This is a genomic window from Actinomadura sp. 9N215, assembly GCF_044326345.1.
GTDB lineage: Bacteria > Actinomycetota > Actinomycetes > Streptosporangiales > Streptosporangiaceae > Spirillospora.
Genome location: NZ_JBIRBA010000004.1, coordinates 159206 through 183134 on the forward strand (window position 1 = coordinate 159206; position 23929 = coordinate 183134).

The window sequence follows — 23929 nt, forward strand, 5'->3', positions numbered from 1 at the left end:
GACGGGAGAGCCGGTGGATTTCGAACTCTCCGGGGAACAGCGCGAACTGCGCGAGTCGATCGCCGAGTTCGCGCGGGCGGAGCTGAACGACGACCTCGCATCCCGCGAGGAGCGGAGCCTGTTCTCCGCGCGCAACTGGGTGAGATGCGCCGAACTGGGTCTGACGGGACTGCCGGTCCCGCGTGTCTACGGAGGCTCGGAGGCGGACGCCACGAGCATCGTCGTGGCCCTAGAGGCCCTGGGCTACGGCTGCCGGGACAACGGCCTGATCTTCTCGTTGAACGCGCACCTCTGGGCGTGCACCGCGCCCCTGGCGCGGTTCGGCAGCCCCGAGCAGCGCGAACGGTACCTGCCCCCGATCTGCGCCGGGTCGCTGATCACCGCGCACGCCATGTCCGAGGCCGAATCGGGCTCCGACGCGTTCGCCCTGCGCACCGTGGCGAGCAAGGACGGTGACGGCTTCCGCCTGGACGGGAGCAAGACCTTCGTCACCAACGCGCCGATGGCCGGTCTGTTCCTCGTCTTCGCGAGCACCGACCGCGGCCGCGGCTTCGCGGGGGTCTCGGCGTTCCTGGTCGAGGGGGACGCCCCGGGCGTCCACGTCGGCGAGCCCCTGGCCAAGATGGGACTGCGGACCTCCCCCATGGCCGAGGTCTCGTTCGACGGCTGCCCCGCCGAGCTCCTCGGCCCCGCCGGGGCGGGAATGCCGATCTTCACCTGGGCGATGGAGCGCGAGCGCGCCTTCATCCTCGCCGGACCGGTCGGCACCATGCGCCGGAACCTGGAGCGGTGCCTCGTCCACGCGCGGGAACGCCGGCAGTTCGGGCAGCCCATCGGCGCGTTCCAGAGCGTGGCGCACCGCCTGGTCGACATGCGCCTGCGCCAGGAGTCCGCGCGCCTCCTCCTGTACCGCCTGGCGTGGTTGATCGACCAGGGCCGGCCGGCCCGGCTGGAGTCGGCCATGGCCAAGCTCCACCTCGCGGAGAGCATGGTCGCGTCCGGGCTGGACGCGGTGCAGCTGCACGGCGGCTACGGCTACCTGACCGAGTACGGGCTGGAACGCGACCTGCGCGACGCGGTGGCCGGTCGGCTGCACTCAGGTACCTCAGAGATCATGCGTGACGAGATCGCCCGCCTGATGGGCGTGGGCACGCAGATAGGACGGCATGACGATGAATGACGTTGCCACCGTGGTGCGGGACTTCATCCTCGGACGGATGAGGCGGCCGGGCCTGCGGGAGGGCCTCGACGCCGACGGCTCGCTCATCGACGAGCAGGTTCTGGACTCCCTCGGGGTCCTGGAGGTCGCCTCGTTCCTGGAGCGGCGCTTCCTCATCGAGGTCGACCCGGCGGAGCTGGTCGCCGACAACTTCGAGACCCTCAACAAGATCGCCGGGTTCGTGGCGCGCAAGCTGGCGAACCAGGCCGAGGCCCAGACCCAATGAGGAGCACGCCGTGAGGAGTACGCCGTGAGGAGGGCCCTGTGCTGCACCGGCTGCTGAGCGAGGCCGCCGCCGGCCATCCCGGCAAGGCGGCGCTCGTCGACGGCGACCGTGTCCTCACCTACGCCGAACTCGACCGCGCGGTGAACCGGCTCGCCCGCGTCCTGCGCGAAGCCGGGGTGGGGCGGGGTGACCGCGTCGCCATCCTGCTGGACAAGTCCGCCGAGGCGATCGTCTCGATCTACGGTGTGCTGGCGGCGGGCGCGGCCTACGTGCCGCTCGACCCGCAGGCGCCGCCCGCGAGGCGACGGCGGATAATCACGGACTGCTCCCCACGCCTGCTGCTGTGCCGGGACCCGGACGATGCCGAGACGCTACGCGAGGAACCGGCCGGGACGCCGCGAGGGGAACCGGCCGGGAACACACGCGTCCTCAGTGTCGCGGAGGTGTGCGCCGGGGAGGCCGCGACATCCTCGGCGTCCGCGGAATCGGTGTCCGCGGACCACGTGCGGGCGAAGGCGGGCGGGGACGACCTCGCTTACATCCTCTACACGTCCGGTTCGACCGGGGTCCCCAAAGGGGCGGCCTTCACCCACCGCAACGGGCTGGCGTTCGTCCGTTGGGCGGCCGAGGAGTTCGCCGTCACCGGCGCCGACCGGGTGGCCTCCTTCGCCCCGCTGCACTTCGACCTGTCGGTCTTCGACGTCTTCGCCTCGGCCGCGGCGGCGGCCACCCTCGTCCTCGTCCCACGCCGCGTCTCGGTCTTCCCCGCCGAGCTGGCGAGTTTCGTCCGGAGCCGGGAGATCACGGTGTGGTACTCGACGCCGTCGGCCCTGACCCTGCTCCTGCGGCACGGCCGTCCCGTCCCGCGCGACCTGGCCGGGCTCAGAGTGATCCTTTTCGCCGGCGAGGTGTTCCCCGCGCCGCGTCTGGCGGAGCTGGCGGACCTCGCGCCACACGCCCGCCTGGCGAACCTGTACGGGCCGACGGAGACCAACGTGTGCACATGGACGCAGGTCCGGCGGCCGATCGACCCGGGCACTCCCGTTCCGATCGGCCGGCCCGTCCCAGGCGTGTCGACCACCGTGATCGGCGATGACGGAACGCCGGTGCGGGCGGGCGAGGTCGGCGAACTGTACGTACGGGGTCCCACGGTGATGCGCGGGTACTGGAACGATCCGGACCGCACGGAGCGGGCCCTGGTCCGCCTGCCGGGCGCCCAAGGCGTCTTCTACGCCACCGGCGATCTCGTCCGGGTGGACGGCGACGGCGTCCACCATTTCCACGGACGGCGCGACGACCAGGTCAAGAGCGCCGGACACCGGATCGAGCTCGGCGAGGTCGAGATCGTGCTCCACGGCCATCCCTCGGTCGCGGAATGCGCGGTCCTGGCCGTCCCCGACCCGGACATCACCAACAGGATCGTCGGGTCCGTCGTGGCTCCCGGGGTCTCGGCGGCGGAACTCGCCAGGCATTGCGCGCGACGCTTGCCGCCCTACATGGTTCCGCACCGCTTCGAGCTGCTCGACTCACTTCCCAAGACCTCCACCGGCAAGACCGACCGCCGCGCCCTGCGGGACTTGGCCGCGGCAGCCGAGCCCCGTTGAGGTCGGCGGCCAGGGCGAGGCAGGGCCAGACGGTCGATCGGGGGCGGCGGATAGGACGCCGATCGCCCTTACTCGCTCCTAATGGACGCGCGCGAAGAAAGCCGGATGAAGGGGGGTGGGACGGTGGGAAAACGGTCGTCGAACTCCGGGATTTCGATGTTGGAGCGGTGCAGTGTGGCGGGATGGGGTGGGCGGCTCAATGGGCGGCCGACCGCGGCGACCAGTCGAGAGGGGTTGTATGGACGAGACGGAGCCGATGCCGCCAGTGCCGAAAAACGGTGCCGGCGTGACTGAGGCCGATGAGGAGAAGGTTCTCCAGGAGTTGTACGGCGAGCCTGACGCCGATGGGTTCTTCCACGGGACGGACGCTGGATGAGCGCCGCGGGAATGATCGCCGAGGCGCGCAAGACGATCGGGATGTCGGGCCGTCCCAACACGATTAGCCGCGAGTACTCGTCCCGGCACGGGAACGCGTTTCTTCGTGCCGAGTGGTGCGATATGGCTGTCACGTATTGGGCGCGGCACAGCGGGAACGCCGGGTCCGTCCTGCCGGGCGGGGACAGGGCTTTCACGGTGTGGCACGCGCAGGATTTCCAGAAGATCGGCCGCTGGCACGGCGGCTCGGCCGCGAGCGTCAACCGGGCGAAGCCCGGCGACATCGTGTTCTTCGACTGGGGCGCGACGGACTCCATCGGGGCGATCGACCACGTCGGCGTGGTCGAGAAGGTCCTCGGCGGTGGGCGGGTGCAGACCATCGAGGCCAACACGGGGGACGCGGTGCGCCGGCGCGTCCGGGCCGCCGGTGTGATCGCCGGGTACGGGCGCCCGGCCTACGGCTCGTCGTCCGACGGGTCGTCGTCGCAGGAGGAGGATCCGTTGATCGGGCTGAAGAAGGGCGACAAGGGGGAGGCCGTCAAGGCGCTCCAGGAGCTGATCCGGGCGGCCGGGCAGGGCGCGGCGCTCGGGGAGACGGACAGCGAGTACGGCGCGAAGACGGCGGAGGCGCTGCGGCTGGTGCGCAAGTCCGTGGGCTCGTCGGCGAAGCCGGGGTTCGGGGACCAGGTGGACGGCTGGGCCTACGCGCAGCTGTTCACGGCCATCGCCCGCGTGCAGGGAGGCAAGTGAACGGACGGGCGTCCTTACCCTGCGGCCCGCCACCCCCTCGGTGGCGGGCCGCGGTCATGCCGGGCCGCATTTATCGCGCGCAATTCCGGCCGGATTATTCATCGAGCCAATCGATGATCTTCATCTTGCGGCCATCGGCCTGTACCTGTACCCCCGGCGGTGCGATCTTTAATCTCGATCTGTGCCCTGGCCAGTGCTCTCCAGGTGCTCTCCGATTCGGCCGTTCGCATTTCGTGACACGTTAACCGGCAGTTCTCGTCAAGTACGGCCGATCGCCGATCCACGACGGGGCTGCCGGGCTGATTTCGTGCTGCCATCTGGAGGGCGCGGCGGGCATCGCCGACCCGATTCTATTACCGAGTGCTCGGGCCCGGCACGTGTTCCCCCGACAGAGGAGCAGAAGAAAAGTGAATGCACGTGGCAGTGGATTCGCCGTCAGCCGCCGCGGCCTCCTTGGTGGAGGCCTCGGGGTGGCGGGCATGGTGGCCCTGAGCCGGCTGACCCCGGATCCCGCGCAGGCGTCCCCCCGGCTTGCGGGATACCCCTTCACCTTCGGTGTGGCCTCAGGCGACCCGTGGCCCGACGGCGTCGTCCTGTGGACGCGGCTGGCGACGACCCCGCTGGCCGACGACGGCCTGGGCGGCATGCCCGGCAAGGACGTGCCCGTCCGCTGGGAGGTGGCCGAGGACGACGCGATGCGCCGGGTCGTGAAGCGCGGTTCGGTCCTGGCCGCGCCGGAGCTCGCGCACTCCGTGCACGTCGAGGTCAAGGGCCTCAGGCCAGGCCGCGAGTACTGGTACCGGTTCTCCGCGGGCGGGGAGGAGAGCCCGATCGGGCGCACCCGCACCGCCCCGGACCCGTCGGCGGCCGTCCCGTTCACCCTCGCGTTCGCCTCCTGCCAGCAGTGGGTGGACGGTTTCTACACCGTCTACCGGCACATGGCGGCCCAGGACCTGGACGTGATCTTCCACCTCGGCGACTACATCTACGAGGGCGCCTACGGTCCCACCGGCGGCGCCCGCAACACGCCCCTGTCCGCCGCGCACAACGCGAGGCTGTTCACCCTTGCGCAGTACCGCCTCCGCTATTCCCTGACCAACAGCGACCCCGATCTCCAGGCCGCGCACAGGATCGCCCCGTGGATCGTGACCCCGGACGACCACGAGATCATCAACGACTGGGCGGACGAGAGCGTGCCGGGGATCAGCCCGGAGAACGTCCTGCGCATGCGGGCCGCCGGTTTCCGCGCCTACTACGAGAACCTGCCGCTGCGGCCGTCCTCGATGCCGCAGGGGCCCGACATGCAGATCTTCCGCAGGTTCCGGTACGGGAGGCTGGCGTCCTTCTTCGTCCTGGACGGCCGCCAGTACCGCAGTGCGCAGGACTTCGCGCGCCGCTTCGACGCCGACCGCAGCATGCTGGGGTCCGGGCAGGAGCGCTGGCTGCTCGACGGTCTCGGCAGGTCCCGCACCACCTGGAACATGCTGGCGAACCAGGTGGAGATGTACCAGCAGAACCGCTTCACCGCCGACGGCGGCATCGAGCAGTTCCACCCCGACATCTGGGACGGGTACGAGGCGGCCAGGCGGCGCCTCTTCGGCGGGATCCAGCGGCGGCGGGTCGCCAACCCGGTGGTGATCACCGGTGACGCGCACTGGAGCGCGGCCGCCGACCTGAAGGCGGACTTCAACGACCAAGGTTCGCCCACCATCGGGGTCGAGTTCATGGGCACGTCCATCACCAGCGGCGGCAACGGCGTGGACATGACCGAGGGCAGCCGTCTCCAGCTGCGGGCGAACCCGCATCTGAAGTTCGTCAACAACCTGCGCGGCTACGTCGCCTGCCGGGTGGCCGCGAAGACCTGGGAGACCGACTACAACGTGATCTCGAAGATCACCGACCAGAGCGGCGTGGTGTCGGTGCGCCGCCGGTTCGCCGTGGAGGCGGGCCGTCCCGGCCTGCAGGACGCGGGAGCGGGAGCGGGAGCATGAACATGGCGAAGAACTTGATCGGCCGCCCGGGGCCCGTCCCGGCGATGGCGACGGTCGTCACGCTCATGGTCGGCGCTCTGCTGGCCGGGTTGCTCACGGCAGGCGCCTTCGGCAACGAACGTTCCGCGTTCGCCGCGCCCGCGTTCGCCGCGCCCGGGGAACGTTCCACGGGCCTGGTGGTCGTCCAGGCGAACCTGCAGGACGCGATGCGTCCCGCCGACGCGGCGGACACCGCCGACCTCGACCACTTCGCGAGCCGCGTCGTCAAGAGCACTCCGAAGGCGCCCGACGTCCTGCTGCTGACCGACGTTCTCGGACCGGGCGCCGTCCACCTCGCCAGGCGGTTGAGCCGGAGCACCCGCGACGACTACCGTGTCGCGGTCTCGCCCGGGCGCACCCCGTTCCTCGACGACGGAGGCGTCCGTGCCAGCGCGATCCTGATCAACTCCGACACCGTCAGTGCACGGGGCGGCGCGGGCTTCGTGCGCGTCCAGGGCGAGGACCAGGCGCAGCTCACGGTGGTGGGCCGCGGCTCGTCCCAGGAGACCCACCTGCTGAGCGGCCGCGTGGGCGCCGTGGCCGCGCCCGTCGCGCAGGCCGCCGCCGCCGAGCTCGACACCGCGCTGCGCAAGCGCGCCGGTGACAGCGGGATGGCGGTCCTGGGCGCGGACTTCTCCGCCCTCCGCTGCGCACAGGCCCAGAAGTTCGGCTGTGCGCTCGCGCCCTTCTGGTCGTACCTGACCCAGACCAGCGCCTACGACGAAGCCGCGTTCATCGGAGACGCCCGGGTCTCCAACCGTCAGTACACCAACTTCCTGTTCGCGCGCGGCCGCGTGGCCGAGGCCGCGATGGACGTCGAGTACGACACCGCCGTGCCGAACCTGGCTGCCTGCAAGGCGGCATACGACCGGGGCGACTCGCGCAGGGCCGGGGCCGCCTGCGGCAACTACTACGCCGACCAGCCCTTCACCTGGGCACGCCTGCAACCCGACGCGCAATCACGCCAGTCGGTGTTCCCGGCCCGGATCACCTTGGACCAGTGTGAGCCCGGCACCGGCCGCGTCTCCGCGGTCGCCGCCCGTTCCGTCAACGCGTCCGGCAAGGAGACGACCACGGCGGTCCGCGCCGAGGCCCAGGCTCCGCTGCGGGTGGACGGCAAGGCACGCGACCTCACCGTTCCCGCAGGTGAGGCACGTGACCTGTACATCCCGATCACCGCGCCGATCACGGCACCGCCCGCCGACTACCGCGTCACGGTGTTCTTCGGCGAGCAGTCCGTCCAGGTGCCGGTGACGGTGCCCAAGGAGTGCCACTACGCCCCGGCGTTCGCGACCAGCTGGCACCTGGGCAACGAGCCCGAAAAGGCCGTGGACGGCAACCCCGGCACGTTCTGGCACACCGAATGGAGCCCGCCGGTCACCCTGCCGCAGTCGATCACCGTCCACCTGGACGGGGTCCGGAAGATCAGCTCGCTGCAGTACCTGCCCAGGCAGGACGGCAGCCCCAACGGCGACATCCTCGACCACACCATCGAGGTGAGCACCGACGGAATCACCTTCACCGAGGTGGCGAAGGGGACCTGGGCGGCGGACAAGGCCGCCAAGACCGTCACCTTCGACCCCGTCGACGCCGAACTCGTCCGCCTCACCTCAAGCCGGTCGGGCGGCGGAGCGTACGCCTCGGCCGCTGAGATCACCGTCCGCTGACCTCACCTGAACTGGCCCGGAGCACTTCCGAGTGCCCCGGGCCAGGCCACATACCCTGGTCCCAGGCCGGCGGCTCGAAGCACCCACGAAAGGCTTTGAATAGTGCGGCGGTCTGCACTCATGCGCTCGCCACTTACCTGGGACGGCCGGTGTCTCGGGCGCTGGCGGCCGAACTCGAACGGATCGTCTCCGAGGGGGATTTACGAGCGGCAGGTGCTCTTCATCCGCAATCTGGGTTTCTGCGAGCCCACCCCGGCCCGGCGGATCAGTTTCCTGGAGTCGCTGGTATTCGAAAGGATTCACGAACAGAGCTATCGCGCGTTCGGCTACGAGCTCATCGACATCCCGGCCGGCGATCTGGCCCATCGTGTCGCCGCCGTCAGTTCGACAATCGCGTGAGCTGGCGTCCCCCTTTGCAGAGGCGCGGCGTGGTACGGCTTGCTGCACCAAGAATGGACGCGTGGGCTGGATCGTCCGCCGCGGCCCGAGGCTTCTACCGTCGATACGAACGATCATCCACCGGTGATCGCGTAGCACCAGGGGAAGCAAAGGGGACGACATGAATTTTCTGAGCTCACGCCGCAATCGCTGGGTCATGCCGCTGGCCGGCGCCGTAGTAATGCTCGGCTTCGCCGCGCAGCCGGCGGCGGCCGCCGGCCCGGCCCCCGTCGTGAACTATGCGTGCGGGCCGGAATTGGAGGCCGGCCCAGTGGTCTACAAAGCGTGCAGCGAAGTGACCTGGACGGGACCGGGCGACCAGTACAGCGCACAGGGCATCCTGTTCGCGTCCAACCGGGGCATAAGTGAAGCCGACTTCTCCCTCACGCTGGAGCGCTGGGATTATGCGGCCGGTGCTTGGGCGCCCGACACCACCGACTCGGACACCATCGAGGCGGGGGAGGAGAAGTCGTATTTCGCGCCGCCGCGTGCGTTGTCGTGTGGGCAGGACGCCCGGGAGCGAGGAGAGGTCACGATTCCCACGTTCACGGGCGACTGGTCGGAAGTGGTCCTTCCATCGCCTTGCTGACATCGCACGGCCGGGTCAGGCGGTGAAGGCGGCCAGGAGCTCGTCCCGGCCGCTGGCGCCGGTCTTGCGGAACACCGCCTTGAGGTGATCGTTGACGGTGTGCACGGACAGGTCGAGACACCGCGCGATCTGCTTGGGCGCCCTGGCCTCGCGCAGCTGGGCGATGATCTGGCGTTCGCGCGCGGAGATGCCGTACCAGCCGCAGAAGGCCGGCAGCAGCTGCTGGGTGCTCGCCGCCTGGATGATGACCGCCACGTCGTCGGTGCCGTCCAGGACCTGTCCGTGCGCGGCGACCCAGCGGCCGTAGACGGCGGACGGGCCGACGATCAGCGGCGGATCGGCGTTCGGGTCGCGGGCGTGCCGGCGCGTCTGCGCCGCGAGCCCGGTGGTGGACGCGTCGCTGGTGAAGCGCGGGGCGCTGGCGTGGTCTTCGAGCTGCTGCCGCCACTGGTACGCCTGCGGGGTGGCCGTCCGGACCGCCTCGTCGGGACCGATGACGAACACGCCCGGCGGCGGCGGGGGGACCGACGGGGCCAGCGGGCCGGCGGTGACGTAGGCGCGCAGGAACGCGATCAGCGTCGGGGCCAGCTGGGCCGCCCGCTTGACGTCGGTCTCGTCGAACGGCCTGCCGCGTTCGGCCCGGACCAGGCCGAGCTGTCCCCAGCGGCCGCGGGCGTCCCGGAGCAGCAGCCGCATCTCGCTCCCGGTGCCATTTCCTGGCCCGGTGCCGGTGCGTGGCCGGGGTCGGCAGAAGTCGGGGTCGTACGCGTGCCAGAAGCCGAAGGACCAGAGCGCGGACCCCGCGTTCGGGCTGGTGCCCAGCAGCTTCACCGCATCGTGGGCCACGAGGGGCGCGATGGCGCGCGACAGCGCCTCTCCCAGGTCCGCCGCGCTCGCGCCGGGGTCGGCGGCCTCACTCAACTCACCGAATAACCGTTCACTGACAGTAACCGTCACGGCCCCAGCCTGACACCTCCCCGGCCAAGATCACAACGGAATACCAGGCCGCCGGGCCGCCGTTACCGGCCGGCCGCGGCGCCGGCCATCCCAAAACTTGGGGATACAACCGCACCGCCCGGTTCGGCCAGTCTCAAGAACTGTGAAGAACATCCACGACTACGAGCCGTTCTATGTCGCCGATCCCGACTTCTTCGAGACGCCGGACAGGATCAGCGATGGGCACGGCCGTTTTCCGCTCCTGTCGGCGGCGCCGGCGGGCTGGCGGCGGGACGAGGACGGATGGTGGGTCCGGCTGCGTCCGGCCGCCGGGCCGGATCCCGAGCAGGGGTGGATGATCCACGTGTCGGTCGTCGAGCCCCTGGTGGGGCGCGCCGTCGAGATCGCCTGCGGGTACTGCCTGAAGCACTCGATCGCGTTCGAGGGCATCCGCAGCCGACCGGCCGCCCGGGCGCTGAACGCCAAGCGCGCCGACCGCGGGAGAAGCGGCCGGCTGATCACGATCCATCCGGTCGACGAGGCCCGGTTCACGACCGTGCTGCGTGACCTGGACGCGTTGCTGAGCGGCATGCCGGGCCCCTACGTCCTCGGCGCGCTGCGCCACGGATCCGGCCCGCTCTACGCCCGGTACGGCTCGTTCGGCCAGGCCACCGGAACCGGCGCGCACGGCGAGCGGGTGCGCATGCTCGGCCGCCCGGACGGCCGCCGGGTCGCGGAAGACCGTGCCCCCGTGTTCCGCCCACCGGACTGGGCGCCGGTTCCGGACGTGCTGACCGCCGACCTCCGCGCGATGCGGGAGGCTCCGCGAGACGCGTTCCCGTACCGGATCGAACGGGCGCTGGCCATCGGCAACGCGGGCGGCACCTACCTGGCGGCCGATCGGCGGACCGGCGCGCGGGTGGTGCTGCGCGAGGCGCGGCCGCACGCGGGCCTGGACGACCGCGCGGAGGACGCGGTCACCCGGCTCGACCGGCACCGCGCCGCTCTGGAACGGGCCGCGGGCCTGGACTGCGTGCCGGAACTGCTCGGCCACCGGTCGTTCGGCGGGCACCGGTTCCTGATCGAGGAGTTCGTCGAGGGGACGTCGCTGACGGAGGTCGCGCTCGCCACCCTCCCGCTGCTCACCCGCCAGGAGGCCGTACACGATTCCGGGAACGCCGCCACGTACACGAAATGGGCGATGGACGTCCTGGACAAGCTGCGGGACGCGATGGACGAGCTGCTCGCCCTCGGCATCCGGCTGGGCGAGCTCGATCCCGAGAACGTGCTGCTCCGCCCGGACGGGCGCGTCGCGCTGGTCGATCTCGAATCGGCGACCTCGCTCAGCGACGACCGCGCGCCGGCGGCCGACGACCCGCAGTTCTGCGTCCCCGCGGGTGTCCGCGGAGGCGCGGCGCACGACCATCTGATCAGCAGGCTCGGGCTGTGGCTGTTCCTCCCGCTGCCGTATCACGAGCGGGCGAAGGTGCGGACGCTGGCCGAGGCCGTCGTCGAGCACTACCCGGTGGCGCCCGCTTTCGGCGCGAACCTGGTGCGCGTGCTGGGGTCCTCCGAACCCGACACCGCCGGGGACGCGCTGGCCAGGCCGGAGGCGAACTGGCCGGAGATCCGGGCCTCCCTCATCGGCGGCATCCACGCGGTCGCGAGCCCGGACCGGCGGGACCGGCTGTTCCCCGGGACGCCGACGACGCCCACGACGATCGGCGGCCACGCGCTCGGGTACGGGGCGGCGGGGGTCCTCTACGCCCTCGCCCAGGCGGGCGCCGAGATCCCGGACGAGTACGTCGAGTGGCTGGCGAAGGCGGCCCTCGACGATCCCGCGCCGTCGCCCGGCCTCTACGACGGGCTGCACGGCGTGGCGTTCGTCCTGGACCACCTCGGCCACCGTGAGGCGGCGCTCACCGTCCTCGACCGTTCGCGTCCGCTGGACGAGACGGCCCGCTCGGCGGATCTCAACGGCGGTGTGGCGGGCATCGCGCTGAACCTCCTCCACTTCGCCCGGGTGACCGGTGACGAGGAGATGCGGGCACGGGCCGTCCGCCTCGGCGACGACGTCGCCGGACGCGTCCGGGACGGGCTCACCGCGGCCCCCGGCGGGCCGGAGCCGTTCGGCCTGCTGCACGGCCCGACCGGGCCCGCCCTGCTCTTCCAGCACCTGCACGCGGACACCGGCGAGTCCCGCTACCTGGACCTCGCCGACGCGGCCCTGCGGCACGACCTCGACCGGTGCGTGACCCGTCCCGACGGGACGCTGCACCTGTTCGACGGCGTCCGCTACCTGACGTATCTGCACGGCGGGAGCAACGGCCTGGCCTTCGTCCTGCGGAACCGGCTCCGGCACCGTCCGGACCCCGTCCTGCGCGCGGCGCTCGACGGCGTCCGGCGCGCGTGCAGGCCGGCCTGCGTCCACAACGCGGGGCTGTTCCGCGGCCGGGCCGGCATGATCGCGACGCTGGCCGGGCTCGGCTTCGCCGCGGACCGCCCGGCCATCGCCGACCAGGCCAGGCGGCTCGCGTGGCACGCCAGGCGGCACCGCGGGCACCTCGCCTTCCCCGGCTTCCGCATGCGCCGGCTGGCCATGGACCTGGCGACCGGATCCGCGGGCGTGCTGCTCGCCCTCAACGCCGCGTTCGGGGAGTGCACGGGGCTCCTCCCCCACCTCGATTCGCGGACCGCAATGACCGCCACCGCCGAGGGAGGGAGGTGAGAACCGTGGAGCAGATCCTCGCCTTGCAGGAGCTGGAGGAGGACACCGTCTTCCTTCCGTCCAACTGCGTGAGCTGGACGTCCAGCAACACCGCCTTCTGACGCTAGGCGTCAGATAGCCGACCCCGGTGCCGGCCGGTGCTCTCACCGCGCCGGCCGGCACCGGCCAATCGCCACGGAGGGGAAATGCTGGCCGAACTGTTCCTGGCGGCGGACCCGCTGTTCGCCGACACGGTGGAGAACGTCGACGACCGCGCGACCAGGTTCCGGCCGCCCACGCCGCCCGGCTGGACGCGGGTGGAGCGCGGCGGCTGGGTGCAGCTGGCCAAGCCGGGCATGACCCTCCCGGACCAGGGATGGAAGATCCACCTCTCGGCCACCGCGGCCGACGCGGCGAAAGTGATCGACACGGTCTGCGGCTACTGCTTCGCGAATGAGCTGAGCCTGAAATTCCTCCGCAGCAGGCAGATCATGGAAATCGCCAACAGCAAGGTGGCCGCACGCGGGTCCAGCGGAAAGCTGATCACCGTCTATCCGCCCGGAAACCTCCTCGAACCGGCGCTGAACGACCTTTCCGAACTGCTCGCCGGAATCGAGGGACCGTACATACTGAGCGACCTTCGGTGGGATGCCGGGCCGCTTTACGTCCGCTATGGCGCGTTCAAGCCGCGGACCTGCTTCTCCGCCGAGGGCGAGCACGTGCCCGCCGTCCGGGACCCGGCCGGACGCCTGACGCCCGACCTGCGCGGCCCCACATTCCGGGTGCCGTCCTGGGCGCCGGTTCCCCCGTTCATCGAGACGCGGATCAAGACCAGGCGCGGGGATGCGTCGGAGCCGTTCCCCTACCGGGTCGAAAAGGCGCTGCGCCTGTCGAACGCCGGCGGCGTCTACCGCGCGACGGAGCTGGAGTCCGGCCGTGCCGTGGTGCTTCGCGAGGCCCGGCCGCACGCCGGGCTGGACGACGCGGGCGACGACGCCGTCGCCCGCCTGCTGCGCGCGCGTGCCGTCCTGCGGCGGCTGCGTGACCTCGACGTGGTCCCCGAGGTCCTCGCCCACCGGGTGCACTGGGAACACCATTTCCTCGTTGAGGAATTCGTCGAGGGCGAATGCCTCCAGGACGCCGTCGCCCGGCGGCACCCGCTGCGCCGTCCGGGGCACACCGCGGCGAGCCGGGCCGAGTACGCGCGCTGGGCGCTGACCGTCCTGGAGCGCGTCGAGGCGGCTCTGGCCGAGCTGCACGAACGAGGGATCGTCTTCGGCGACCTCCAGCCCGGCAACGTGATCGTCCGCCCGGACGGCCGGGTGTGCCTGGTCGACTTCGAGACGGCGCACGAAGTCTCGGACGACCCCGCGTCGGGCCTGGCCACCGCGGGCTTCGCCGCCTCCTGGGCCCGGTCCGGATTCGATCCCGACGACTACGCCCTGCACTGCCTGCGCCTGGCCCTGTTCGTCCCCGTCACCCAGCTCGTCCGGTTCGATCCGGCCAAGATCGGGGTCCTGGTGGACGCCGCCGAGGAGCTGTTCCCCTTGCCGGACGGCTTCGGACGCCGGCTGCGGGACCGTCTCGCCCCGCCCCCGGAGTTCGCGGCCGGGACCCGGGCCGCGTCCCGGCATCGCGACTGCGCCCTGCCTGCGCAGCGGCCCGTCCCGGACTGGCCGGTCACCCGGGACGATCCGGAGTGGCCGGCGGTCCTGGACGGGATGCGCGACGCGATCGTCTGCGCCGCGACGCCGGAGCGCGAGGACCGCCTCTTCCCTGGAGACCCCCGCCAGTTCGAGGGCCAGGGCGCCACGCTCGCCTTCGGCGCCGCGGGCGTCCTCCACGCGCTGCACGCCACGGCACGGACCGGCTACCCCGGTTTCGAGGAGCACGTCGACTGGCTGGTCCGCGCGAGCGGGCGCGTCGACCCGCCGCGCGCGGGGCTCTGCGACGGGCTGGCGGGAGTGGCGTACGTCCTCGCCGAGCTGGGGCGGCACGACGAGGCCCGCGACGCGCTGAGCCGGATGCGCGCCCTCGACCTCCGCGGGAGCGCGGCCGGCCTGTTCGGCGGCCTCGCCGGGATCGGGCTCGGCCTGCTGCGCCTGCGCGACGTCGAGCAAGACGTGGACGAGGACGCGATCCGGATCGCCGACCGGCTCACCCGCGTGATCGGCGGAGACGCGGGCGATGTCGCGCCCGTGACCCGTCCCGGCCTCATGCACGGCTGGTCGGGCGTCGCGCTGCTGCTCACCCGCCTGTACGAGGTGACCGGGCAGGCGCGCTATCTCGACGCCGCCGCGAGCGCGCTGGCCAGGGACATCGCCCACTGCGGCGTCCCGGCCGACGGATGCCTCCAGGTACGGGAAGGGACCGACTGGCGCCTGAGCCTCATGCGGGGAAGCGCGGGCATCGCGGTCGCGCTGCGCAAATACCTCGCGCACCGGGCGGACGACGACCACTACCGGCGCGTCCTCGACGCCGTCCGCGCCGGGCTGGGGACGGAGCTGATGCTGTCCGCGGGGCTCCTTGAGGGGCGTTCGGGAGTCCTGGCCGTGCTGGCGCAACTGGCGGGCCCGGACGGCGATCCCGCGATCGACATGCACCTGCGCCGCCTCGGCTGGCACGCCGTCCGCTTCCACCGGCACCTCGCGTTCCCGTCGGGCGACCTCAACCGGCTGTCCATGGACCTCGGCACAGGGACGGCGGGCGTGCTCCTCGCCGTCCACGGCGCCCTCGGCCTCGGCAACAGTGCGCCCGGATCCGGCGGCGGCGCACTCCGACTCGACGGCGGCGGCCCGCTGGCCTGGGCCACCGGCACGGCGTCCTTGACGGCGAGCGCCGCCCGTTGACCAGGCCGCTGACGTCGAAGGGCCCGGCCGGGGGCGCGGACGGGCGACTGTCCCGCAACCGCGACTTCCTGATCCTGTCGGCCGGGAACGGCCTGTCGCAGCTGGGCACGGCGGCGGCGGGCATGGTCCTGCCGCTGGTGGTGCTGCACTCGACCGGCTCGATGCTGTGGGTCGGCGTGGTCGAGGCCGTCTGGGCGGCTTCCATCGGCCTCGCCTGCGTGCCGGCCGGTCCGATCGTGGACCGCTTCGACCGGGGTACCGTCCTGCTGATCTGCGAGGCGGGACGCGCACTGGCCAGTGCCGCGCTGGCCCTCGCCGCGCTCGGCGGCCACCCGCCGGTCTCGATCCTGCTGGGCGTGGGCGTCGTCCTGGGCCTCCTGGGCGCACCGGCCACCGCCGCGTTCCTGGCGTCGCTCCCCCGGCTCGTTCCAGGGTCGCGGCTGTCCACGGCCGTGTCGGTCACGCTGGGACGCATCCAGGCCGCGAACCTGATCGGCCCGGTCGTCGGCGGCTTCCTGTTCAGCGTGTCGCCCAGCGCCCCGTTCTGGTTCGACGCCGGCTCGTTCGCCGTGTCCGGGGCGTGCGTGCTCGCGGTGCGCGGGTCCCTGCGCGGCGCCCCAGCCGCCGGGTCCCGGTTCCTGAACGACCTCACCGCCGGATTCCGGTTCGTCTGGAAGGAGGGGCTGCTGCGGACCTGCCTGCTGGCGACCGTGGCGCTCGGCCTGATCCTCCAGGGCGTCCTGCTGCTCGTCATCATGGTCAACGCGCAGGGCGGCGCGAGCGCGCCCTCGGTCGGCCTCATCGTGTCCGCCGCCACCGGAGGGGCCCTGGCCGGCACCGCGCTCGCCCCGATCGCCGGGAACCGGTTCCCGCTCGGACGGCTCGTCACGGCCGCCACCGCGATCACCGGCTGCCTGGTGCTCCTCATGGCCGCCACCCGCGACCGGATCGTCCTGGCCGTCCTGCTCGCCCTGGCCATGGCCGTCATGTCCGTCGCCGGGAGCGTGCTGACCACGACCCGGCTGCTGCGCACGCCCGACGGCCTCCAGGGACGGGTGAACAGCGTCTTCAACCTCACCCAGTTCGCCACGGCGCTGGGCCCGGCCGTGGCGGGCCTGATGCTCGACCGCCTGTCCGGCGGCGCGGGCCTGCTGATCTTCGCCGTGCTGCTGTGGGCCCTGACGCTCCTGCTGCCCCGGCTGAGGGCCGCGGCGTCCGGCGTCCGCGAATCCGGCGCGCCAGACCCCGGAGACCGTGCATGACCAAGGAAGGTGCGCCGGTGACGGCCTACTCCATCATGATGCCGTTCGCTCCCACGCGGGCCGAGCAGATCCTGCCCTATGCCGCGCTGACCCAATGGAGCGGGGCACACCGCCTGTGGCAGGGCCAGTCCGACGTCGGCGATCCCCACCAGAGCTTCACGTTCGCCGCCGCGTCGGGCTTCCGCGTCCCGGTCGGGACGAGTGTGCTGATCATGCCGCACCGCCACCCCGCCACCGCGGCCGCGCTCGCCCGGACGCTCGCGGTGACCATGGGGCATCCGGTCGTCGCCGGCTACGGCCCCGGAGCGGAGATCTCGCAGCGCGCGCTGCTCGGCGCGCCCTACCGGAGCCCGCTGACCGCCACCCGCGAATACCTCACCATCGTGCGGAGGGCGCTGGACGGGGACGTGGTCGAGCACCGCGGCGACTACTTCTCCTGCCATTTCGCGCCGAAGACCGTGCCGGGCCCGCCGGTCGAGGTCGGGGCCGGCGTGCTGCGCCCGGCCATGGCGCGGATCGCCGGGGAGTGCGCGGACGTGGCCATCACGTGGCTGACCCCCGCCGCCTACCTCCGCGACGTGATCGTCCCCGCGCTGCGGGAAGGGGCCGAGGCGGCGGGACGCCCCGTGCCCAGGCTGGTGGCCCTGGTGCCGGTGGCCGTCGCCGAGGACGGCCGGGACCTCCCCGGCCTCGTGGTCGCGGGACATTCCGTCCACCTGCGGCTCCCGCACTACGCCGAGATGCTGCGACGGTGCGGCATCGACGTCGACACGGCGGACCTGCCCGCCGCCGCGACCGCGATGATCAAGGGGGGCGCGTTCGTCGCCGGAAGCCTTTCCGGCATCGGCGAGCAATTGCGCGGCTACGCCGAGGCCGGCGTCGACGAGATCGGCCTGAACCTTTCCGGCGTGTACGTCAGCCAGGGCGGGACGACGGCCCTCCGCGAACTCCACGCGATCCTGGAAGAGGTCGCGGGTTCGTAGCCATCGGCTCGTTGCAGGCTTCCGTGTTGTTCAATTCCGTCCAATGTGGATGAGGGTTGCGGTCGCGGCCGTGCCTGGCGGTTAAGGCCGAAGGTACGGAGGTCGCCGCCGGGTCTGCGTGATCATCTTGTCCGTTCTGGGACGTCCGATTCCGTTTGCTTTCGTCCGACCGGTGGTCCGGGAGGCCGGAACACGCCTTCGATGTGGGTGCGGATCCCGTCGGGGGGCGGGGCGAACGAACCGGACGGGGACGGCGGGCCATGATCAACAGGCGCGGACCACGGGGTGGATGTGACGATGCGTGGCAGGGAATCGATCACCGTGCCGGGCGATGACCTGGACGACCGGACGGAAGGAGCGCCGGACGACCGGACGCGAGGAGCGCTGGCCCTGCGGCCGCCGGGCCCCGACGCGGCGGGCCTCCCCGAGGAGATCCTGCACACCCTCCCTCCGCTGGGCGGGATCGTCCAGATCGCGGGCGAGCCGTGGATTGGAAAGACCCGGCTGCTCTCCCGGCTCTCGTCCCTGGCCCGCGACAAAGGCTATTCGGTCGCGTCCGGACAGGCCGTCCAGGGCCGTTCCGGTATCAGTCTTGAACCTTTCGTCGACGCGCTCGGCAGGAATCTACGCCGCGTCCCGGCCGATCTGTCCGCCCTCCCCGCACGGGACCTGGACCTGGTCGACGCGATTCTCTCCGGTGACGTCGAGGAGAAGGCCGGCCCGCGGACCAGCGGCGGCGCGGAGAACACGCGCCGCTTCGCGGCGATGGCCCGGCTGCTCGACCAGCTGGCCAAGAAGTCCGGCCTCCTCGTGGCGCTCGACGATTTCCACCGGGCGGACGACCATTCCATCGAGCTCCTGGCGTATCTGGCCCGCAACCCTCCGAGCGCGGAGGTCGTCATCGCGGTCGCCTACCGTTCGTCACTGTCGGGCCGGAGGATCGACGCCATCATGGAGCGGGCGGGGGCGCGGCCGGACCGCGCGGCCTATGTGGAGTTGAGGCCGCTGCCCGCCGACCAGATCGACGCGCTCCTTCCGCGCGGCCTCTCACCGGTCCGGCGGCGCCGGGTCGTCCGCGACTCGGCGGGCAATCCGGGCGCGCTGCGCCGCCTGCTCTCGACGGACCCGGAGGACGCCTATTCCGCCGACGATCTCGTCGACGGATTCCCGCCCCTCATCGTGGACGGCGCCCTCCCGGACCTCGGCGCGCTGTCCCCGGCGGCGCGCCGCGTCGTCGCGGCCGCCGCGATCAGCGGGGATCCGTTCGAGCCCGGAATCGTCAGGACGGTCGCGCAGCTGCCCGAGGACGTCGTCCTCGCCGCGATCGACGAGCTGCAGGACGAGGACGTCATCCGTCCGGCGCACACGATCGGGCGGTTCAGGTTCCGGCATCCCGTCGGGCGCGCGATCGCCTACCACTCGGCGGGCGCGGGCTGGCGCTACGGGGCCACGAGCCGGGCCGCGCGGGTGCTCGGCGCCCGGGGGGCGTCGAGCACCACCCTCGCCCGCCACCTGGAGCACCTGGCCGACGACGACGCGGGCGCTCGGACGGTGCTGCTGGAGGGGGCCAGAGAGTCGCTGTCCATGCGGCCCGTGCGCGCGAGGCGCTGGCTGTCCCGCGTGGTCGAGGCGGCGGGCCAGGGCTCCGCGGAGGCGTCGTTCCTCCTCGCCAAGGCGCACGCGCTCCTCGGCATGCTCCCCGAAAGCCTGCGGCTGTACGCGGAGACGCAGTGCCGTGCCGACGCGATCCCCGCCGAGCTCCGGGCCGACGCGGCCGAATGGCGGGTCCGCGCGCACCGGCTGATGGGGCGGTGGGACGACGCCCGCGGGCTCGTGGAACACGGGCTGCGGGCCGACCCGGGGTCGATCCCGCTCGGCCTGGAGAGCGTCGCGCTGTCGATCGAGGCCGGCGAGGTCGCCCTCGGGCCGGGCGCGCGGGTGCCGCCCGCCGCCGTCCACGCGCCGGACCCGGCGCTCCGCGCCCAGGCCCTGAGCATCCGGGCGCTCACCCACCTCGCCCGGGACGACGTCGCGGACGCGGCCGCGGCGGTCGCGGCGGCCACCGAGATCGTCGACGAGCTCCAGGACGATCGCCTGGCCGACCGGATGGAGACCCTGCGCTGGCTCGGCGAGGCCGAGCTGGGCCTGGGACGGTTCGGCGACGCGGTCGTCCATCTCCGGCGCGGGCTGCGCTTCGCGATCGTCCACGGGCAGGACTGCCTGCTGGCCCACCTTAGCCTCGCCCTGTCCAGGGCCTACAGGGAGCTCGGCGACGCCGGAGCCGCCGCGGCGGAGCTCGACTACGCGGAGGACGCGGCCGTCCGCGCCGGGAACGGACCCGTACGGGACCAGGTCGCGAAGATCCGCACGGGCGCCGACAGCCCCGGGGTGGCGCCGGAAGAGGCACCGGAGGAGGCCGGGCGGGCGGGCGGCGAGGTCCTCTCGCTGCTCAGCCGGCGCGAGCGGCAGGTCGCCGACCTCGTCAGCCTCGGCGCCACCAACCAGCAGATCGCGCACCGGCTCACGCTGAGCCAGAAGACCGTGGAGACTTACCTCAGCAGGATCTTCCAGAAGCTCGACATCAACTCGCGGGCGCAGATCGCCCACGCCGTCGGCCGCGCGGACCGGGCCTGCTGACGAGATTCCATGGGCTACCGTCCTCCCCGGGATCGGGGCTCGGCGATCACCGGGAGATGCTTGACGCCGGCGACGAAGTTCGAGCACAGATGCTCGGTCTCGCCCGCCCGCTCGACGGCGGCGAAGCCGTTCACCAGCTCCTCGAAGAGGATGCGCAGGCTGACCCGGGCCACCGTGTGGCCGACGCAGTAGTGCGGCCCGCTGCCGAACGCGATGTGCCGGTTCGGCTTGCGGCGGATGTCGAAGCCGAACGGGTCGGAGAACACGCTCTCGTCGCGGTTCGCCGAGCCGAGCCACACCACGACGGCGTCACCCGAACGGATCTTCCGGCCGGCCAGCTCCACGTCCCGGACGGCGTGCCGCATGAAGTGGTTGGCCGGCGAGGCCCACCGCAGGGCCTCCTCGACGGCGCCCGCCACCAGCTCCGGATGCGCCAGCACGTCCGCCAGCTCCGGGGTGCCCGCGAGCGTGTCCAGCATCGCCGACGGCACGTGCGGGGTGGTGACGTTCGCGCCCAGCAGCAGGCTGTAGCAGTTCGAGATGATCTCGCCGTGGTCGAGGACGCGCCCGTCCACGTCCGCCGTCGCGAGCAGGCTGACCAGATCGTCGCCCGGGTCCCGCCGCCGGCGCCGGACGATGTCGGCGAAGTAGGCGAACAGCTCCCGGTGCGCCTGCTCCAGCGTGGCCCCGGGGTCGCCGCCGACGACGAACTCCGGATCGTCCGGGGCGATGGACATGAAGGTGAGCCTGGTCAGCCGCGGCCAGTCCGCTCGCGGCAGGGCCATCATCGTCCCGGTCACCGCCATCGGCAGCTCGGCGACCGTCCACGCGAAGTCGAACGGCTCCCCCGCCGACGCCGGAGCGAGCAGCCGGCGGACCTGCTCCCTGATCCGGCCGGCCGACCGTTCCACCGACCTGGCGGCGAGCGCGCGCCGCAGCGGCTCGCGCATCCGGGTGTGCCGCGGCGGATCGGTGGCCGCCATCTGACGCCCGCCGGCGGGATCGTCCTTGCCCAGCAGGTTCAGCAGCGTGCCGCGCTGGGACGTGAACGCCGTGTGGTCGCGGAGGACCCGGTCGGCGTGCTCGTACGTCGTGACCGACCAGAACCCGAGATCGCCGTCCACGGGGTGCCAGCGGATCGGGTCCAGCCGCCGCATCGCCCGCCAGACCGGATGCGGATCGCCATGGGCGTACAGTTCCGGGTCGGCGAGGTCCACCGCGTCCAGGTCGATCGGCGTGCCGTCTCCCGGTCCGGAGATCCTCATCTCGTGGCCCCGTCGGCCGGCTCGACGTCGACCGGCTCGAAGTCGTCCCGCGTCGCGTGCTCGGCCAGCTCGCCGACGGTCGGGCTCAGGTAGAGCGTCCGCGCGGACAGCTCGACGCCGAACTCCTGCTCCAGCCTGGCCAGCACCTCGGCCGCGACGAGGGAGTGCCCGCCCAGCTCGAAGAAGTCGTCCTCGACGCCGATCTCGTCGAGGCCGAGGACGTCCCCCCACAGATCGCAGAGGAACCGCTCCATCGGGGTACGCGGCGGGACGTAGTCGCTCGCGACCGCACGCGGGATCCGGCGTCCCTCGGGCAGGCGGGCCCGGTCGACCTTCCCGTTCCGCGTCAGCGGCAGCTCGGGGACGACGTCGACCCAGGCCGGAACCAGGTACGGCGGCAGCCGCTCGCGCAGCCAGGGCAGCAGCCGCCGGCCGAGCCCGTCCGCCGCTTCGCCGTCCGCTGTTTCGCGGGCGGGCGCGGCCGGTACCGCGTAGCCGACGAGCCGGTTGCCGCCGTCCGGCCTGGGCTGGGAGACCACGGCCGCGGACCGCACGTCCGGATGGCCGGCGAGCACGGTCTCGATCTCGCCGGGCTCCACGCGGTACCCGTTCACCTTCAGCTGGGCGTCCGCCCGCCCGAGGAAGTCCAGCCCGCCGTCCGGCCGCCACCGGACCAGGTCGCCGGTGCGGTAGAGGCGGCCGCCCGGCGGGCCGCCCGACGGGTCGGGGACGAACCGCCCGGCCGTCGCCGCCGGCCGGCCGAGGTATCCGCGGGCGAGCCCGGCGCCGCCCGCGTACAGCTCGCCCACGACGCCGACGCCGACCGGCCGGAGGCGGGCGTCGAGCACCCGGACGCTGGTCCCGCCGATCGGGCGGCCGATCGGCACCGGGCCGTCGGGGAGGCGGCCGCGCACCGTCCCGCAGGTGGTGAACGTCGTGTTCTCGGTCGGGCCGTACCCGTTGGTGAACACCAGGTGCGGGTGGGCCGCCAGCAGCCGCGCGACCGCCTCGGGCGCCACCACGTCGCCGCCCGCGATCAGGTGCCGCACGCCCGCCAGGTGCTCGACGTGCCCGTCGACCATCTGGTGGAAGAGCCCGGCGGTCAGCCAGAGGACGGTGACGCCCTCGTCCCGCACGGTGCGGCCGAGCTCGGCGAGGTCGAGCGGCCCGGGCGGCGGCACGACCAGCCTCCCGCCGTTGCAGAGCGGCGCCCAGATCTCCAGCGTCGAGGCGTCGAACGCCACCGGGGCCGCCTGCAGGAACACGTCGCCGGAGTCGAAGCGGGCCCAGTCCGGCGAGCGCACCAGCCGGGACACCGCCGCGTGCGGGACGCACACCCCCTTCGGCCGCCCGGTGGAGCCCGAGGTGTAGCTGACGTAGGCCAGGCCGTCCGGCCGCGCGGCAGTTCGCGGCCGGACGCTCCCAGCGCGCCGGACAAGGTGCTCCGGCGACGACAGCGGGATCGCCCTGATCGTCCGGGGGACACGAGGGGCGAACCGTGGTGTGACGAGGACCGTGCCGACCGAGGCGTCCGTCAGCAGGTCCCGCAGCCTGACGTCCGGCAGGTCCGGGTCGAGGGCTAGGTAGGCGCCGCCCGCCCGGAGCACCGCCAGCAGTGCGACGATCAGCTCGGGCGACCGGTCGGCCAGCACGCCGACGACGTCCTCGGGACGGACGCCGGCCTCGGCCAGCTCGCCTGCCACGGCGCCGGCGTGGTCGACCAGTTCCCGGTAGGTCAACGTGGTCGTGCCGTCCGTGACGGCCGGGGCGTCCGGCGTCTCGGCGGCGCGGTCCTCGACCAGGGCGTCGATCCGGCGCGGCGCGGCGGCGGGCACACCGTGACCGCCGTAGGCGGCGACCAGGTCCCGATCGGCGGGCGGGGTGACGTCCAGCGCCGAGAGCGGCCGGTCCGGGTCCGCCCGGCCGGCGGCCAGCGCCACCGCCGCCTGCTCGGCGATCCGGTCCAGGTCGCCGCAGCGCGGCTCGACGGCGAACGGAACGCCGTCCGCGCGGGTCTGGAGCATGATGTCGTAGGCGGCGTCGGCGCGAGTGCCGCCTTTGTTCGCGTCCGGGCCGCTCTTGTTCGCGTCGGCGTCGTCCGCCGGGCCGGATGCCAGGCGGCCGGCGAGCGTGGCGAAGCCGGGGTCGTCGGAGACGTCGACGATCTGCACGCGGGCGCGGCGGCGCTCGCCGTCCCCGGACGTCGAGTGGATCCGGAACGTCTCCTGCAGCGTCCGGCGATGGAACACGGCGACCAGCGCGGCGAGCGCCGCGGCCGGGTTCGTGGAAACCGGAATCGTCACGCGTGCCAGCACCTACCCTCGCCCGTGTCCGCGGACCGACGGCCCCGTCGGCTCCAAGACTCCATCGGGACGGCGCGCCGCCGGTAGTC

General features: G+C 72.7%; 17 protein-coding genes. 14 read left to right on the forward strand and 3 right to left on the reverse strand.

Annotation, left to right across the window (positions count from 1 at the left end; translation table 11 throughout):
- The first annotated feature begins 13 nt into the window (after positions 1 to 13).
- From ACH34T_RS09000 to ACH34T_RS09040, 9 genes are all read left to right on the forward strand, one after another.
- Positions 14 to 1180: an acyl-CoA dehydrogenase family protein gene (locus tag ACH34T_RS09000; protein WP_395991532.1), complete on the forward strand. Its 1167-nt coding sequence runs from the start codon at positions 14 to 16 to the stop codon at positions 1178 to 1180.
- Positions 1173 to 1445 (forward strand): acyl carrier protein, encoded by a 273-nt coding sequence (locus tag ACH34T_RS09005; RefSeq protein ID WP_395991533.1) that lies wholly within the window; start codon positions 1173 to 1175, stop codon positions 1443 to 1445. Before ACH34T_RS09000 ends, ACH34T_RS09005 begins: the two co-directional genes overlap by 8 nt.
- Positions 1446 to 1483: 38 nt before the next feature.
- Positions 1484 to 3049, forward strand: a complete 1566-nt coding sequence (locus tag ACH34T_RS09010) for an amino acid adenylation domain-containing protein (protein WP_395991534.1) — start codon at positions 1484 to 1486, stop codon at positions 3047 to 3049.
- Between the two features lie 238 nt (positions 3050 to 3287).
- Positions 3288 to 3425 carry a hypothetical protein gene (locus ACH34T_RS09015; protein WP_395991535.1) on the forward strand — a complete coding sequence of 46 codons (138 nt, stop codon included), beginning with the start codon at positions 3288 to 3290 and terminating at the stop codon, positions 3423 to 3425.
- The gene (locus tag ACH34T_RS09020) at positions 3422 to 4174 is read left to right on the forward strand and encodes a CHAP domain-containing protein (protein ID WP_395991536.1); all 753 of its coding nucleotides are present in this window, start codon (positions 3422 to 3424) and stop codon (positions 4172 to 4174) included. Before ACH34T_RS09015 ends, ACH34T_RS09020 begins: the two co-directional genes overlap by 4 nt.
- A gap of 479 nt (positions 4175 to 4653) precedes the next feature.
- Positions 4654 to 6165 carry an alkaline phosphatase D family protein gene (locus tag ACH34T_RS09025; protein WP_395991537.1) on the forward strand — a complete coding sequence of 504 codons (1512 nt, stop codon included), beginning with the start codon at positions 4654 to 4656 and terminating at the stop codon, positions 6163 to 6165.
- Between the two features lie 2 nt (positions 6166 to 6167).
- A complete protein-coding gene (locus tag ACH34T_RS09030) occupies positions 6168 to 7871 on the forward strand; it encodes a discoidin domain-containing protein (protein WP_395991538.1) in 1704 nt (567 codons plus the stop codon).
- 213 nt (positions 7872 to 8084) lie between these two features.
- Positions 8085 to 8270 (forward strand): hypothetical protein, encoded by a 186-nt coding sequence (locus ACH34T_RS09035; protein ID WP_395991539.1) that lies wholly within the window; start codon positions 8085 to 8087, stop codon positions 8268 to 8270.
- 160 nt (positions 8271 to 8430) lie between these two features.
- A complete protein-coding gene (locus tag ACH34T_RS09040; RefSeq protein WP_395991540.1) occupies positions 8431 to 8898 on the forward strand; it encodes a hypothetical protein in 468 nt (155 codons plus the stop codon).
- A 15-nt stretch (positions 8899 to 8913) separates the two neighbouring features.
- Here ACH34T_RS09040 and ACH34T_RS09045 read toward each other — a convergent pair whose 3' ends face one another.
- Positions 8914 to 9819 (reverse strand): response regulator transcription factor, encoded by a 906-nt coding sequence (locus ACH34T_RS09045; protein WP_395991541.1) that lies wholly within the window; start codon positions 9817 to 9819, stop codon positions 8914 to 8916.
- A gap of 178 nt (positions 9820 to 9997) precedes the next feature.
- Here ACH34T_RS09045 and lanKC (ACH34T_RS09050) point away from each other — a divergent pair, with 178 nt between their 5' ends.
- The 5 genes from lanKC (ACH34T_RS09050) to ACH34T_RS09070 all read left to right on the forward strand — a co-directional run bounded on the left by lanKC (ACH34T_RS09050) (position 9998) and on the right by ACH34T_RS09070 (position 20272).
- Positions 9998 to 12562, forward strand: a complete 2565-nt coding sequence (gene lanKC / locus ACH34T_RS09050) for a class III lanthionine synthetase LanKC (RefSeq protein WP_395991542.1) — start codon at positions 9998 to 10000, stop codon at positions 12560 to 12562.
- Between the two features lie 185 nt (positions 12563 to 12747).
- Positions 12748 to 15390 (forward strand): class III lanthionine synthetase LanKC, encoded by a 2643-nt coding sequence (lanKC, locus tag ACH34T_RS09055; RefSeq protein WP_395991543.1) that lies wholly within the window; start codon positions 12748 to 12750, stop codon positions 15388 to 15390.
- Complete coding sequence (locus ACH34T_RS09060) at positions 15387 to 16652, forward strand: MFS transporter (RefSeq protein WP_395991544.1); 1266 nt, start codon at positions 15387 to 15389, stop codon at positions 16650 to 16652. Before lanKC (ACH34T_RS09055) ends, ACH34T_RS09060 begins: the two co-directional genes overlap by 4 nt.
- Positions 16649 to 17635, forward strand: a complete 987-nt coding sequence (locus ACH34T_RS09065) for an LLM class flavin-dependent oxidoreductase (protein ID WP_395991545.1) — start codon at positions 16649 to 16651, stop codon at positions 17633 to 17635. The genes ACH34T_RS09060 and ACH34T_RS09065 overlap by 4 nt, the downstream gene beginning before the upstream one ends.
- Positions 17636 to 17932: 297 nt before the next feature.
- The gene (locus ACH34T_RS09070; protein WP_395991546.1) at positions 17933 to 20272 is read left to right on the forward strand and encodes a LuxR C-terminal-related transcriptional regulator; all 2340 of its coding nucleotides are present in this window, start codon (positions 17933 to 17935) and stop codon (positions 20270 to 20272) included.
- Positions 20273 to 20286: 14 nt separating this feature from the next.
- On the opposite strand, the gene ACH34T_RS09075 is transcribed toward ACH34T_RS09070, so the two are convergent.
- The gene (locus tag ACH34T_RS09075) at positions 20287 to 21537 is read right to left on the reverse strand and encodes a cytochrome P450 (protein WP_395991547.1); all 1251 of its coding nucleotides are present in this window, start codon (positions 21535 to 21537) and stop codon (positions 20287 to 20289) included.
- Complete coding sequence (locus tag ACH34T_RS09080; protein ID WP_395991548.1) at positions 21534 to 23840, reverse strand: amino acid adenylation domain-containing protein; 2307 nt, start codon at positions 23838 to 23840, stop codon at positions 21534 to 21536. The genes ACH34T_RS09075 and ACH34T_RS09080 overlap by 4 nt, the downstream gene beginning before the upstream one ends.
- Positions 23841 to 23929: the final 89 nt, after the last annotated feature.